Source organism: Lacihabitans sp. CCS-44 (assembly GCF_024343735.1).
Lineage (GTDB): Bacteria > Bacteroidota > Bacteroidia > Cytophagales > Spirosomataceae > Leadbetterella.
On the sequence record NZ_RJUE01000066.1, the window covers coordinates 251971 to 267875 of the forward strand.

At 38.0% G+C, this 15905-nt stretch carries 11 protein-coding genes and 1 pseudogene; 9 read left to right on the forward strand and 3 right to left on the reverse strand.

Annotated elements, in window-relative coordinates; translation table 11 throughout:
- Nucleotides 1-90: 90 nt before the first annotated feature.
- Nucleotides 91-1089, reverse strand: a complete 999-nt coding sequence (locus EGI26_RS21060) for an NAD-dependent epimerase/dehydratase family protein (protein ID WP_255081056.1) — start codon at nucleotides 1087-1089, stop codon at nucleotides 91-93.
- A 96-nt stretch (nucleotides 1090-1185) separates the two neighbouring features.
- Here EGI26_RS21060 and EGI26_RS21065 point away from each other — a divergent pair, with 96 nt between their 5' ends.
- From EGI26_RS21065 to EGI26_RS21075, 3 genes are read left to right on the forward strand one after another with little or no spacing between them, the layout of a single operon-like run.
- Nucleotides 1186-1686: a ribonuclease domain-containing protein gene (locus EGI26_RS21065; protein WP_255081057.1), complete on the forward strand. Its 501-nt coding sequence runs from the start codon at nucleotides 1186-1188 to the stop codon at nucleotides 1684-1686.
- Nucleotides 1683-2096: a barstar family protein gene (locus EGI26_RS21070; protein WP_255081058.1), complete on the forward strand. Its 414-nt coding sequence runs from the start codon at nucleotides 1683-1685 to the stop codon at nucleotides 2094-2096. The genes EGI26_RS21065 and EGI26_RS21070 overlap by 4 nt, the downstream gene beginning before the upstream one ends.
- A 42-nt stretch (nucleotides 2097-2138) precedes the next feature.
- Nucleotides 2139-3188: a ferredoxin--NADP reductase gene (locus tag EGI26_RS21075; RefSeq protein WP_255081059.1), complete on the forward strand. Its 1050-nt coding sequence runs from the start codon at nucleotides 2139-2141 to the stop codon at nucleotides 3186-3188.
- Nucleotides 3189-3204: 16 nt separating this feature from the next.
- Here the strand turns inward: EGI26_RS21075 and EGI26_RS21080 are convergent, their stop codons facing one another.
- Both EGI26_RS21080 and EGI26_RS21085 read right to left on the reverse strand, forming a co-directional pair.
- Nucleotides 3205-3828, reverse strand: a complete 624-nt coding sequence (locus EGI26_RS21080; protein WP_255081060.1) for a response regulator transcription factor — start codon at nucleotides 3826-3828, stop codon at nucleotides 3205-3207.
- The gene (locus EGI26_RS21085; protein WP_255081061.1) at nucleotides 3825-5810 is read right to left on the reverse strand and encodes a sensor histidine kinase; all 1986 of its coding nucleotides are present in this window, start codon (nucleotides 5808-5810) and stop codon (nucleotides 3825-3827) included. Before EGI26_RS21085 ends, EGI26_RS21080 begins: the two co-directional genes overlap by 4 nt.
- Before the next feature lie 215 nt (nucleotides 5811-6025).
- Here EGI26_RS21085 and EGI26_RS21090 point away from each other — a divergent pair, with 215 nt between their 5' ends.
- From EGI26_RS21090 to EGI26_RS21115, 6 genes and pseudogenes are all read left to right on the forward strand, one after another.
- Entirely contained in the window at nucleotides 6026-6388 is a 363-nt protein-coding gene (locus EGI26_RS21090; RefSeq protein ID WP_255081062.1) for a LytTR family DNA-binding domain-containing protein, read from the forward strand.
- Between the two features lie 33 nt (nucleotides 6389-6421).
- Nucleotides 6422-9043 (forward strand): 3-coathanger stack domain-containing protein, encoded by a 2622-nt coding sequence (locus EGI26_RS21095; RefSeq protein ID WP_255081063.1) that lies wholly within the window; start codon nucleotides 6422-6424, stop codon nucleotides 9041-9043.
- 305 nt (nucleotides 9044-9348) lie between these two features.
- Nucleotides 9349-12423 carry a hypothetical protein gene (locus EGI26_RS21100; protein ID WP_255081064.1) on the forward strand — a complete coding sequence of 1025 codons (3075 nt, stop codon included), beginning with the start codon at nucleotides 9349-9351 and terminating at the stop codon, nucleotides 12421-12423.
- A complete protein-coding gene (locus EGI26_RS21105; RefSeq protein ID WP_255081065.1) occupies nucleotides 12410-13129 on the forward strand; it encodes a LytTR family DNA-binding domain-containing protein in 720 nt (239 codons plus the stop codon). The genes EGI26_RS21100 and EGI26_RS21105 overlap by 14 nt, the downstream gene beginning before the upstream one ends.
- A gap of 199 nt (nucleotides 13130-13328) precedes the next feature.
- Nucleotides 13329-13721, forward strand: coding sequence for a response regulator (locus EGI26_RS21110; RefSeq protein WP_255081066.1), 393 nt, complete (start codon nucleotides 13329-13331; stop codon nucleotides 13719-13721).
- Between the two features lie 283 nt (nucleotides 13722-14004).
- A pseudogene (locus EGI26_RS21115) lies at nucleotides 14005-15905 on the forward strand (hypothetical protein); the annotation flags it as partial.

Sequence of the window (15905 nt, forward strand, 5' to 3'; positions counted from 1 at the left end):
AATTTTACAAACGGCCATTTTTGTGATTTAAAGGAACCCATTGTATTAATTCACTAAATTGTCCTAGAAATTAAGATAAATGTAATTCCCTCACAATTTCGAAACAAGATTGGCACATACTCTTTCGAGCGTTTTATCCAGCGAATTAAACGACAAACCTGTGGCTTTTTTTAGCTTCGTGCTGTCGTATGAAACATGCAAACGTGATGTTTTGGCTGTTTCTTTGGTGATTAAAGGTGCCTTGCCTGTCAGCCAAGATTTCACTGCCTCAAATCTCCAGATATAGTCCATCATCCATGGTTTCACCTCAAAACTCGGACTTTTCTTAGTAAAATTGTGAGCTATTTTTTCAAAAAACTCTTTGTAGCTTATCAAACCAGCAGAAACGCAAAAACGTTCGTTTTCAATTTCTGATAGCAGCAAAGTCTTGATGGTTGCGGACAAATCCAATACGTCAACATAATTTATAAAACCTTGGGTATAAAATGGCTTTTCATCAAAAACGTATTTGAAAAGCTGTGTGCTGCTTTTTGTCCAATCGCTTTCTCCCAAAATAATGGAAGGGTTTACAATAACCGTGGAAAGGCCCTCGGCCTGAGCACGCCAAACTTCGCACTCGGCCATGTATTTTGTGATGGCGTAGTGTGAATTGGTATCCGAACTCTCCCATTTTTGATTTTCATTGATATGTACTTCCTCACCCAAATGTAACAAACTTTGAGCTGGACGACCCAAGGCTGCAACGGAGCTTACAAAACAAAGCTTTTTGACTTTGGCAGCCAAACATGCGTTAGCTACATTTGCAGTGCCCTCAATATTTACTTTGTACATGTTATCACGCTCTTTGGGCAAGAACGAAACCATAGCAGCGGCATGTATCACATAATCAACCCCTTGCATGGCGGTCTCCAGAGACAGAACATCCAATATATCTCCATCCACAATTTCGATTCTATCCGAAATAGACTTCACAAACATATGAGAAGAGGGGTTTCTAACCAAAGCTTTTACCGTAAATTCAGGCGACAAAAACAATTTTGCCATTGCTGACCCCACCAATCCGGTCACTCCAGTAATCAATACGACCATTTCTGAGCTTTTTTTACAAAAGTACTTCAAATTGTTATCCTTTTTAACGATAAATACTTTTTAGAGCCATATTTTTGCACAAAAAGAAAATTCTGAATGAATAAACTCATTATAGCCATATTATTGTTCTTAGGTGGCCTAGGCATGGGGTATTTTTGGGGCAAAAACTCGCAAGAAGCAACATCAAGAAAAGCCGAATCCACTCAGAATATTTATGTAGAAAAAGCTGAAAACGAGCGAAATGAAGATTTTTCGAAAAGTAGGAAAAACGTTAATACTAAAGAAGAAAAAAGTAATACCGACGAATATTCTGAGGTAGAAAAAGGTGAAGTTCCTGCCAAAGTTCTGAAAGTGCTCAAATATATTGAAGAAAACGATGAAGCCCCCGAAAGCTATGTAGGCGGAAGGAAATTTAAGAATCTGGAGGGACTTTTGCCCAAAACAGATGAAAAAAATAGGAGGTTAAATTACAGAGAATGGGATGTAAACCCCAAAATAGACGGAAAAAATAGAGGAAAAGAACGACTTGTAACTGGTGATGATGAAAGTGCATATTTCACGAACGACCATTACCAATCATTCAAAAAAATAAAATGAAAAACTTAGACATCATAGATAAAGAGCAGATTCCGGTTGAGTTTGCCATAATAGAAATAGATGCGAATGAAGTAACTTCTCTTCGAGAATTTTACGAAGTATTGGCCAAAGCCATGCATTTTCCTGATTATTTCGGTTTTAATCTCGATTCTTTGGATGAGCTGCTCAATGACCTCAGTTGGATTGAAGACGAAAAGCTAGCCGTTTACTTCAGCAACTCCGATAAATTTCTTGAAAAAGAAAGAAACGAAACTAAAATTCTGACACTTTTAGACCTACTCGACGCCACTTGCGAAGACTGGAAATGGCACGAAATGGATGATGAAGACGAAGATTTTACTCAAAAAGAACTGTTTTTTGGTTTTGACAAAAGCCAAAGAATGGAAGAGCTATTGAACAAACTTCAGTAAAACGAAGTTATTAACCAAATTGTTTTTTTTAAATACCATCGAATGAAAACCTACTTTTTACAAGTAAAAGAAGTAATCCAAGAAACAGCAGACACCATTACTATTTCTTTTTGGCATCCCATAAGCGAACAAATAAAATACAAAGCGGGTCAATTCATAACCATAGCCGTACCCACCACCGACGGCAAAAAGGTAAAACGCAGCTACTCCATGTCGAGCTCGCCGGCAACTGATACTGCTGTGGCTGTTACGGTAAAAAGAGTACCCAACGGCATTGTTTCCAACTACTTGAACGACAATGTACGCACTGGAGATTTCTTGGAAGTTATAGAACCGATGGGCAATTTTTACTTCGAAACAGAAGAAAATGCTGACAGAAACATATATCTCTTTGGTGCTGGAAGTGGTATAACGCCATTGATTTCGATAGCAAAGACTGTGCTTAAAACCGAAACTAACACCAAGGTAAAATTGCTCTATGGCAATCGAACTGAAGAGAGTATAATTTTCAAAAAAGAGCTTGAAGAACTTGAAAATCAATACAAAGAGCGATTTTCTGTACAAAATATCCTTAGCCAACCACAAGGGATTTGGGTAGGTGAAAGAGGCAGAATAAATCAAGCCAATGCTACACTTTGGTTAAAAGACACCTGTGCAGATTTTAAAAAGGACAATTTCTTTATGTGCGGACCTGAAGAAATGATGGATGGTATCAAGAAGATATTTGAACTTTATAACGTTCCGAAAGATCACGTGCACTATGAACGATTCAATGCTCCAATGCAAGAAGAAGACACCGTAAATGTTGATGAAATAAAGAAACAAACCGTAAAAGTAATTTACGACGGAGATACGCACGAGTTTGTGGTAGAACCCCACCAAACCATTCTTGAAGCAGCTCTTGAACAAGACATTGATCTTCCGTATTCCTGCCAAGCAGGTATGTGTACGGCATGTTTGGGCAAGTGTACCGATGGCAAAGTTAAAATGGATGAAGAAGAAGGCCTTACTGAGAAAGAAATAGCTCAAGGTTATATTCTTACCTGTGTGTCGCACCCGATGAGTGATGGCGTAGTGGTAGAGATAGATTAAGCCGCATTCTTCTCTACTACCCACTAAACTGCTTCATGGCCCAAATCAAAAGCGTATTTTTCTCTTTTGGAAGGCCTAGTTTTTGGATAATATTGGTTCTATGCCCCTCCACAGTTTTTTCGGAGATAAAAAGTAGCTCAGCTATTTGCTTCGAAGTCTTTTGTTGAGCCACCAATTCCAAAATCTTTTTTTCTGAAAAAGTCAGTCTGTCAAGTTGATTATCAGACTCTTCCGAACCCGTAATTTGTAACTCTGCACTAATGTTTTTACTGATATACTTGTCTCCGTTTATCACTGCTTCTAAACAAAAAGCGAGCTCTTCCTGAGCATTTTCTTTTAAAATATACCCCGAAACACCCAATTGATTGGCTCTTCTAAATATGGTCGTTTCTTTGTGCATAGTCAACAAAATGACTTTGGTTTTGAGTTTCTGAGCAGTTATTTTCTCTAAAACCTCAAGGCCATCCATTCCAGGCATATTGATGTCAAGAATAGCCAAATCGGGCTTATGACTTTTGATGAGATTGAGTGCGGTTATGCCATTTGAACAGATATCCTCCACATGAAACTTCAGCGATTCCACAAAGGCTTTGGTGCCCATAAGTGTAAAAGGATGGTCGTCTGCAATTAAAATTCTCATGATTTTGGAGTGATTTCGATGGTGATGGTGGTTCCTTCTGTAGAGGACACTATTGTGGCCTCCCCTCCTATTACTCTGCTTCGTTCGATAATATTGTGAAGACCAAAGGACTTACCGCTGTTCAGTGTCTCTTTCACATCGAAGCCCTTGCCGTTGTCTTTTATTTCAATGGTTATTTTGGAAGATTGCTCCAAAATCGCAATTTTGGCGGCATGTGCATTGGCATATTTTATGATATTGGTAAGAGCCTCCTGAATAATCCTGTAAATTTGAAGTTCGTCTGCCGAACTCAGCGAACCGCCGTAGTTTATTTCGGTGGTTACAAATAGGTTATTCTGGCTTTGAACTCTTTCTAACAGTTGCTCCACGTTTGGCACTAGACCTATCTTATCAAACATGACAGGATGTAAGTTTCGGCTAATACCTCGAATATCATTTATAATGGTGTCAATTTTAGAATTTACAACCGAGATATCTTGTGTAAAAATGGTTTTAAGATTCAGCAACTCGTGGCTGATACTGTCATGCAAATCCCCAGCAATGCGTTTTCGCTCTTCCTCGGTATTTTGTAGCAACTGTTTCGTAAAGGTCATGCTATTTTCTTTTTCTTGTTTTAATTTCTTTTGACGGTTCCACAGATAATACGCAAAAGAAGCCAATACCAAAGCTCCAATAAGTGCCGCAAGTAAAGCTATGTAGGAATTTTTTCGGGCTAGATCACTTTTCTGAAGTGCAATCTCCTGCTCTTTTTTCTCGGTTTGATATTTCTCCTCATACTCCAACACCTTGCTACGTGTGAATATCGAAACTAAACTGTCATTTGCCACTTCGGCGTCTTTAAGATATTGATGAGCACTTTTATAATCGTTGTTCTTAAGGGCATAATCATGCAATATGTCGTAGTATAGGCTCAAACTCAAATAATCTTCGTTTTCAATCTTTTCAGCAATTTTATCCCTGTAAATTTTGACATTTTCAGGATTCGCTCCGGCTTTTACATCGTATTCTGCTAGTGCATTGAGATAATAATTCTCTGATACATTGTCACCAACTTTAACTATTTTTGGTTTTATTTCGTCCAAAAGCCGCTTGGCCATAACCATTTTATTTTCTCTGACAGCTTTTAAGGCTAACCAACTGTACATTTCCACTTGGTTTTTAGTGAAATTTCTCTCTGACCAAACTTTATAGTACCGATATGTGCTATCTATAAATGGCAACAAATTAGGATGGCCGAATGTGTTGTATGAGTTAATTTTATTATATGAAACCACCATGATTGTCGAAGTATCCCCCGACTTTTTGGCCAAATCATAGGCTTTGTCCTCATACCTAATAGCTTTGGAGTAGTTGTATTGAAAATTATAAATACAGGCGATTCCAGAATAAACCGCCCCAAGCATAGAGGTATCCTTTAATTTCTCAAATAATTTAAGCGATTTATGGGCAAATTTTATAGAACTGTCCTGACCACCATTGTTAAGTGTTGAAAACAACAGATAGTAATTTATCATACCATCTCTATTTAGTCCAGCATACGTTTGGGTGTGAGTAAGGGCTTTATTGAAATAATAAATGCTTGAATCGTAGGCGTTGGAATAGTAATAATAGTTGCCAAGGTTGTAAAGTATCTCGGACCTTCTATTCTTCGAAATTTTGTTTTCATATTGCTTCAAATACGCAAAGCTTGTAGAATTAATTACCGAATCATTGATGGAATTGTAGTTAAGGGCTCTTCCAATTATGCCTAAAAGTTGACCCGCCGAGTCAATCTTGTTTTGTCTCAGTAGATTATTGTAGCGATCGAAAAAAAACGTTTTATATTCATCTTTTTCAATATTCTTAGCATCAAAAAGGTATTTCCCATAAAAATCTAAAGTTTCCGGCTCAGCTTTTGGGTATTCCAATCCCTGTTTACCGCCGTCCGAAAGACAAGCAACCAAGAAAAGTGAAAAACATAGAAAAAAAAACAAGTGTTTCAAGACGAAGAAATATTTATGTTGAGTTCAGGCCGTAAAAGTAAATTATATTTTCCTCTTCACCATCCATTGGCCACAATTCAGGGGTTTACCCTTATACATACAACTAAAAGTTTCAAATACTTTTATCTTTAGAAGTTCCAGAAAAACTACCAATTTTAACCCAATTGTTAGTTTTTTAAAGAAAAAAAATATAATTTTATCGACCTTATAAAACCATGAAAAATACAAAAGTAATAAATAGAGATATTCCTCTAGTACATATTGGTAGTAGAAAGATTGTACTTGCTGAAGACATTATATTATTGCAAGCAGAGATCAATTATACCAATTTATATTTGTCTAATGGCCAAAAAATTATAGTGTCATATAATCTCGGAAAACTTCAGGAACGGCTTAATATCCATCGGTCATTTATAAGACCCAATAGAAATACTATTGTCAATTTGAATTTTGTAACGAAGTACAATGAAAATTTCTTAAATATCAATGGCACAACAGTGCCTATCAGTAGGCGGCGAAAAGATTTCGTCTCTGTTTATTTTGAAAAATTCCAAAACTCACCCGTAATCAAGAACTAAGTAAAAATACATTTAAAATTTATCAAAATATTTATGAATATTAAAAAATACTTCTCTTTTACATTGATTTTAATCAATGTGATTTTAAGCAAAACGGTTTTCTCACAAGGGGCAAAAAAGGATAATCCATCAGCAAGAGCTCTCTTCGAATACAAAATAACCAAAGACCCTAAAACTGGTTTAATGCCAAGAAACGAACTTGAAAAATCAAGAAACATAATGTCTCAAATGATAAAACTTATGGGTGCTGTGCCCAACGTGACTTGGGCAGAAAGGGGGCCGAATAATGTAGGAGGCCGCACTAGAGCCTTGATGTGGGACCCTAATGATGCAACAAAAAAGAAGGCCTGGGCAGGAGGTGTATCTGGAGGACTTTGGTACAACAATGATGTAACCGACGCCAACAGCTCTTGGATCAAGGTAAATGATTTTTGGGATAATATAGCTATTGGAGACATTGCCTATGACCCAAGCAATACTCAAGTTATGTATGTAGGCACAGGAGAAAGGGCAAGTTCTGATGCGATAGGCAATACAGGCTCAAGTAGCACAGGTGGCGGAGGAATTTGGAAAACTACCAACGGCGGAACCACATGGACCAGGTTGACTTCCACGCTTCCTGATTATGAAAACAGCAATGTAGCTGCAGGATGGAGAGAAGTTCTAAAAATTGTGGTTAACGCCCAAGGTCATGTTTTTGTTGTAAACATGTGGGGTATTGTACGTTCTACAGATGGAGGAACCACATGGAATGCACTCACAGGAACCAACGCCCCACCAGTTTCTAACGCTGGTAGAATTTCGGATATGGAAATCGGAACAGACGGGATTCTTTATGTTGCCGAAGGTGGCAACAATTTTCCTCAAAAAATTTATAAATCTACTGACAATACAATTTCAAATTTCGACATAATCACCCCTCCAAACTCAAACGCAAACGGAAGTGCGAGGGTGGAAATTGCACTAGCACCAAGCACCAACGGAGCCAATCAGGTCATATATGCTGTTTCTGCCAATTCGACTGTTAATGTCAGATTCTTCAAGAAAAGCATTGATGCAGGTTCCACTTGGACAGATATGACAGTACCAAAGTACGATGATTTAAATAACGCAGGTGAAAAAGACTTTGTAGGTAACCAAGGTTGGTATGACTTAATTTTAGGTACTCATGCTACAGATGCCAACATATTATATGCTGGAGGCGTTACTTTCAGTGTTACAAAAGATGGAGGAGCTACGTGGCTTCCTAAGTTAGGATATGGAGCATATGGAGCCATGATGCACGTCGATGAACACTCCTTTGCAGCTAGGCCAGGTTTTCCAAATGAAGCTATTTTTGGTGGAGATGGTGGCGTCTATTATGCTGCTGACTGGGGGAGTTCTGGTAATAACTATCCCTCATTTCAAAAAAGAAACAAGAACTATAACGTCACCCAATACTTTGCAGTAGACATAAATGCCCTCGCAAACAATGCGACTACCATTGGAGGCACACAAGACAATGGAACACACTCCTTGAAAGGTACATATGGCACAATAGGTGAAGGCTTTGAAATAAACTCAGGTGATGGAGGGCTTTGCTTCATAGATAAGCTAGATTCGAATATCGTGATTAGTCATTATACAAATGTCACCCCAAAACTGAATAAAGCTGGTGCACACAACACCTCATCATGGGTAGAAATGATGCCGCAGCCAGGCGATAGAGGTACATTTATAAACTCATCTGACTATGATTCTCAAAACCATACTTTGTATGACAATTACACTTTATCGTCAGAATCAGATACAAAAATTATCAGATACCATATTACCGGCACATCTCCAAACTACAATTACTCCACAAGCATTTTGACAATCACCGGTCAAGGTGCATTAGATATTTCGTTTATCAAGTTGGGTAAAACTCAAGGAAACTTATTCTTAGGAACCAATACCGGGGACGTTTTCAAAGTTACCGGTATAAATCTTACAGGAGATCAGTCGCTTTCTACAATTACTAAAATTATGGATAAAACTACAACCTCTGAAGGTAATGTTTCATCTCTAGATTTTGGTGCTGATGAAAATACTATGGTTGTTACTAAGTCTAATTACAATGTTAAGTCGGTATTTTATACCACCAATGGAGGTACAAACTGGATATCGAAAGATGAAACAGGGCAAGGTCTTCCGAATGTACCTATCAGGTATTCTTTGGTCAATCCCGTTGATACAAAACAAGTGCTATTGGCCACAGAGCTTGGAGTATGGTCTACCAGTGATATTACAGCAGCAAATCCACAGTGGGCTCCTACCAATACAGCTTTAGCTCATGTCAGGTGCGACATGCTCAAATTCAGGCCGTCTGACAACACCTTAGTAGTAGGTACACATGGACGCGGAATCTTCACCACTAAAATTAATCAGAATACAAACCCTTGCCCACCTACATTGGTATTAATAAGCCCTACAGACGACAAAGCAACTGGAAACACCACTCTTCAAGCTTCTGAAACAGTGACAGCAAGCAATAAAATTACGGGCAATGCAAATGTAAACCTTCGAGCAGGCAAATCCATAGAATTGAAGCCAAGTACCACGGGTGGTGGAACTACCTTTGAGGCAGCCAATGGAACCGTTTTCTACGCTTACATACAGGGTTGTGCCAATTAAAATAAAGAAAGCAATAAACATTTATACAGCACCGAGCCAAAAGCTCGGTGTTTTTTTTATTACCAGATTGTCTTCAGTTGCATAATGCCAGCTCTCAATAAAGATTTTAAATTCGAATAAAACTTAATTCAGGGGTTTCCCCTTGGATCAGTAAAAACATCTTATTTCTACATTTGCTCGTAAGTTCAAATGAAACCTGAACTTATCAAAAGGTCTTCTAAAGAATTTATTATTGATCTAATTTTGCCATTGAATAAAAAAACTGGTATTATTGACGCCAGATTGGAATGTACAGTATAGCCTAAATGAATAAAACATTTTACAGCAAAAACTTGCTCGTTTGTGGCATTTTTTTCTTTCACTTAATTACTGCAACTGCACAGAGCTCCGGTTTGAGTCTTAAACTGGCCACTAAGCATTTGGGCAGAGCTGATGGCCTTACAGAAAGTCATATCAACAGCACTTTTATTGACTCGAAATCAAAGGTTTGGTTTTTAACAAACAACAAAATAGGATTGTTTAAGGCTGGGCTAGTAAACAACCATCAATTTACCGACTCTTTCTCAAACAAAGGCTTTAACAGTGCCGTAGAAGACAATCAAGGCAATTTTTGGTTGACCGAAAACTTGGAATGGTTTTACCCATTCAATGTTCACAGGTGCGTAGTTTTCAATCCAGAAACAAAAAAAACACTTCCTTTTGAGAGGTATATCAGCAAAAAACTCAACCTTCACAGCATAATTTCTGATTCCAATGGAGTGGTTTTCTTAGGCACAAAAAATGGCGAAATTTATAAATTTGATTCACAAAAAAAACAATTAGAAAGGGTAATAAGCTTGGCCCAATCACCGCTAAAGCTATTGCATGCGGGTATTCGAAAAATTGTGGTTTGCATAGAAAAGACGCCCAAATTTGATGCCCAAATTCTGGAAATTGAGAAAAAAGGAAAAATTCTAAGCCGCCAGAATCTTGGCGATAAGCTGGTGAAAACAGCCTTAGAACACAAAGGAAAGACTTATTTCACGTTTGAGAATGGCAAGCACATCGGCATTCGTGAACTTACGGGAAAATTTGAAAGGCGGTTTGTTGTATCGAAAGATAGTTATCTCTCGAGCATTACTTTCAATGTAAGCAAAGGTCTTTTTGTTGTCAATAAAGGCAACGAGCTAGATTTTTTGAATGAAAAATTCGAATTGATTAAAAACGAAAAATACGATTTCCTTATACATCATGTTATACATGACACTACCGGAAACACCTTTCTGGCTACCAATAATGGCGTTTTTATTCTTAGATTGGTGGAGCAGCGGATCAAAACTTATCTCACCAATCCGCTACCCGACAAATCGAATGACAATTTCTCGTGTAGAGCCATACTGAAGCTCTCAAATGATCAGATAATAGTAAATACCAACCGAAAAAGGCAACTCATAGACCTTAGACAGGGTAAAGCCCGAAGTCTTGAGCAATCTTTCAACCAAAACAGTCCCGATAATAAATTCATACTCTCTATTCTCCAAGATAAAGATGGCCAAGTACTTTTTGGAGAAGATATGTTGATGCAAACCGACCTAAGAACAAGCAAAAACAAACTACTCCGAAAACTAGACAGCACCAAAATATGGTCGATGGCCAGCTACAGAAATGGTATTCTGCTAGGCCTAGAAAAAAAAGGAATAGTGTTTTATGACAAAATAAACGACATCTCGTCGAATTATAAAATCACTGATGCTAACCTTCGAAACTCCATCATTTACGACTTCTATGTGATTAACAATGAGAAGGTTCTGGTAGCTTCTGAAGCGGGTCTTTTTATACTGAAAAACAATAGGGATTTTGAAGCCGTAAAGCTGCCTGTTAAAAACCAGGCCTTAAGTTTCTTTTCAATCAAAAAAAACAAAGTTTTCCCAAATAAACTCCTTATGGCCAGTAGCCAAGGAATTTGGATATATGATATTCTTTCAAATGTAGTTTCGCCATTTGTTCAGGATTATAACTTTCAGCAGAAAACATTCCTGTCGGCCTATCAAACACAAAACGGCGTATGGGCGAGTTCTGAAGAGGGCGTTTGGCATTTTAATGACAGCGGTATTTTGCTAAAAATATTCACTACCAACGATGGCCTTAGCTCTAACGAATGCAACAGACTAGCCCACCATCAAGACGAAAACGACCTTTTGTATTTCGGAGGAATCAACGGCTTGAATATCATAAATCCACGAGATTTTTCGAATCAAGTTGAGCCACAATTTCCTTTAAAAATAAACAACATAACCACCTACGCGAATCAGATAATAAACAGAGCGGACATCGGCCTGTTCGGCTCAAAACTTGAACTGAAAAGACATGAAAACAGTCTCTCTATAGAGCTTGACTATGAAGATTTTAAATATGACTGTACCAAAAAATACTTCTATCGTAGCAGCAAATCTATCCGTAAAGACTGGATGCCCATAACGGGTTCGACCTTATTGCTAGATTATGTTGCTAGAGGACAAACTGAGGTAGAAATCAAAGTGGTCAGTTGTGATAATTTCACAGAATCACCCATCATTAAATTCACTGTGGAAAGGCCCAAACAAATTTACCTTGAATGGTACTTCGTTCCCAGTATTTTACTCCTTCTTGGCTTCTTATTTTGGGTATTCAACAAATATACGACTTACAAGCTCCGCCTTCGCAACGAGTCGCTTCAAAGAAAAGTAGACCGCCAGACGCGTTCACTCCAAGATAGCCTCACTCTAAAAGAGACCCTACTTTCGCTGCTGGTGCACGATGTGAGATATCCGGTGCAGAGTTTTTATGATTTATCCAAGAAATTGGCCTACTTGACCAAAAAAAATGACCAAGAAAGACTGGTTTTGTTGGGAAAAGAAACCGAAGACAAAAGCAGAAAAGTACTGTGGTTAATAGACGAATTGGTTTATTGGGTAAAAAGTACCAAGGACAAAAACGAGATAACACTACAAAACAAAAATATTGGGGAGCAAATACAGCAAATACTAGACATCTACGCCGATGAAATAGATCAACGAAATCTGAATATAATAATGAGCAACACTACACACTCAATTACGGCAGATTACGGCTTACTAATCATCGTATTACGCAATCTGATCTACAACGCCGTGGTGCATTCCAAAGCCTCCTCAGACATTCATATTTCGCTAAAAAAAGGCGACGAAAAGTTTATTTTAAAAATAGAAAACCAAAGTGATGCTAAGACTCGTAAGTTGGATGGAGGCTTAGGAATAGGTCTGGCATTGCTATTGCCATTGTTAGAAAAATCAAACATAAAACTGAAAACAGAGCTCATAAAAACCACTTTTATAGCTGAACTAGAGCTCAATACAAAACCTTTAGAGTATGACCAAATATAATGCATTGGTATTAGAAGACACCCTGAGTGACCAACTGTCCATTGAAATGGTGCTAGACCAATTTCCTGAAATAAGTACCACCTATGTTAAAAATTCGAAGTCTTTTTTGCATGAAATTTCGAAAAATAAATTCCAAATTTATATTATGGACATCATGCTTAATGAATGTCTTACAGGCGTAGATTTGTTGCATTCCATAACAGACCCCCTGGCCTGGGTAATTATTTCAAGCTCAATGGACAGTAAAGATTATTACCACGAGTTTAAGGATCTACAATTCAATAAGTTCTATATCAAAAAACCGATTGACGAATTCGTTTTTAGAACCAACATAGAGTCCTTTCTTTTTTCAAGAAAGAACCTTGAAATAGACAACCCAGAAGATAACTTTGTAATGCTAAAACAGGGCAACTACATGTACAAAGTAGCCCACGAAGATATCACAATTATTGAAACCTCAGACCATGCCACTACCGTTCATACGCCTAGCAACAAATTTACAACTTACACCGCCTTGAAAGTATTTGAAGACACACTGAAAAACAAAAATTTTGAACGTGCAAACAGAAATACGTTGATCAACATGGATGCTGTAAAAAGAATCAATTTTAAAGAGAATTATTTGGAAATAGATTGCCACAAAGTGCCAATTAGCAGAAGTAATAGACAGTCTTTTCTAGAAAAATTCGAAGAAAAAACAGTTTAAATATTGCAAATCAAATATTTACACTTAACTCAGGTCATTATTGTGTATCTCTATTAATTAAGTCCAATCAAACCTTACAATCAATAAAAAAAAATCCATTCACGTGGATTAACTTACCACTTGCGTAGTAACAGATGCCACTTGGTTGATTCCTAATGAATTGTTCGAAATCTTTGTGGCTTAACGTTCCCAAAAGTAAATGAAAGAGCACAAGGTGTTGATTCTTGAAGACTCTATTAGTGATCAACTAACTTTAGAAATAATTCTTGAGGAGTTTCCCACCATCAAGCCAATATTTGCACAAAATACACAAGAGTTTCTCAATCATTTGGCTCTAAATGAAATTCAGCTTGTAATTGTAGATATCGTTTTGAAAGAAAGCTTGAATGGAATAGAAATAGCTAATCAAATCTCCGACAAATCTACATGGCTCATCATCTGTAGTGCTCATGCGTGTCAAAAATATTATGAGCAATTTAAGGAGCTCAGCTTCACAAAATTCTATATCCAAAAACCAATAGATGAGTATGTATTACGAACTCATCTGGATTCCTTTATTTTTTCAAAAAAACAATTCCTACCTGTTTTGTAAAAATACCAAAAAAAACTCACGAAGGCTTTTTTGCAACTCACGCACCAATCATTACCACTCACGGTATCTTCTGGAATACCCCATAGGAAGCATAAAATAAGTATTCAATCTTTGTTTTGTAAAAACTATTTGTCAAGGTAAAAAGGCCTTTTTAGAAGTATTAATTCAGGGGTTTTCCCTTACGAATTTAGAACTCTCGACTAAATAATTTTGCATACGAAATAACAGAAAGTCAGAGACATTTACTTAGCCCAAAGAGAAAAGGAATTTATTAATTATCATTATGAAAAAACAACTATTCGAAAAATCAAGATTTACCTTAAAGCTACTTGGTATTTTATTTGTTTTTCTACTCACGGAATCAAATGCTTATGGGCAGTGTTCCGCACCACCCGTTTACACTTCCACAGGTGGTAACAGTTCGAGAATATGCGTAGGTGGAGCCATGGCCCCTTTTACTTTGAACTTTACTGGTGCCACCTCATTTCAGTGGCAGAGAGCTCCCATCAGTAATTTAACAACTTTTACTGACGTACCTGGTCAAACAACCAACACACTCAGTATTTCAAATGCCATCCTCGAAGACCAGGCGGTGTACAGATTAGTGGCTAGTAATGCATGCGGCTCTACAAACTCTACAAATACCTATCAGCTTATGATAACTTCAAAGCCATCAATAAGCACTCAACCAAAAGCGGACAATCAAGTTTGCCAAGGACAGAACCTTCTACTGTCAACTTCAGGTGCCAATGTGTCCAGGGTGGATTGGTACAAAGACGGCTCATTACTGGTAAATACATCAGGAAAAATTGCGGGACAGGGTACCGTAAATATAAGCATTAGTAATTTTCAGTCTGCCGATGCAGGTAGTTATTATGCAGTTTATCAGCCAAGAACAGAATGTGCAGGTTCAGCTGTGACATCTTCGACTGCTTCGGCTAGTTTGGCAACCAATATCGCATTTGCTACTCAGCCTCCTGCCTCTCAAAATATCTGTGTAGGTTCAAACCTGATGCTTGCACCCACTATTTCGGGAGCTGCAAACAGTTATCAATGGAAAAGAGGTGCCAGTAACCTCTCTGGTGAGACAAAATCTTCGTTTTCGATAAATAACGTTAATGGCCTGGCGGGTGGCAATTACTCAGTAGTTATTACAGGAACCTGCAATACAATCACAAGTGGGAATTACGAAGTAATTGTTTCACAAAAGGCCTCAATAGGCACAAATCCAACTAGCGTAACTAAATGTGCTGGTGAAAATCATACCTTTACGGCTTCCGCATTTGGAGCGAGCCGAGTGGAATGGGTTAAAAATGGTTCGGTAATTTCCGATGGAGGAAACATCAGTGGAGCTACCACTCAAAGTTTGACAATAACAAACATTTGTTCAACTTGCGATGCCGGTACCTACGCTCTTAGGGCTTACGGAAACGGAGGCTGCTCTAGCGAAAGTGTAATCACTAACACAGCTACGTTATCTATTAATGAACCCATTAGTATAACTTCTTCAACGCCAAGTCTTTCTAAATGCGAAGGTGAAAATGTGACATTAGAAGTAGTGGCTACTGGTGCAATTACTGGCTATCAATGGAAAAAAGCCGGCACTCCTATTACCGGTCAGACATCAGCTAGTCTGACATTAAGCAACATAACAACGGCAGATGAAGCTGAGTACAGCGTTGATATTCTTGGACCTTGTGGCAACCAAACCAAATCGGGAATCATCCTTACAGTGTCAACTACAAAGGCCACCATCACTACAAATCCTGTTAATGCCATCAAATGTGTAGGCGAAAGCCAAACTTTCACGGCAGCTGCGAGCAATGCGGGTTCTTACAAATGGCAAAAAGACGGTTCTGACCTGTCTGACGGTGGAAATATCTCTGGTAGTTCTTCATCAAGTCTGACCATTAGTAATATTTGTGCTACATGCGATGCAGGTACATACACCGTAAAAGCTTTCGGTACCGGTGCTTGTGCGAGTCAAAGTGTAACTAGTTCTTCAGCTACTTTAACTGTAAATACTCCGATAAGTATCACTTCGGTTTCTACTTCTCAAAGCAAATGCGAAGGTGAAAATGTAACTCTCGAAGTAGTAGCCGCTGGAACAATCACTGGCTATCAGTGGAAAAAAGCCGGCAACAACATCATGGGACAAACAAATGCAAGTTTAACACTCAGCAA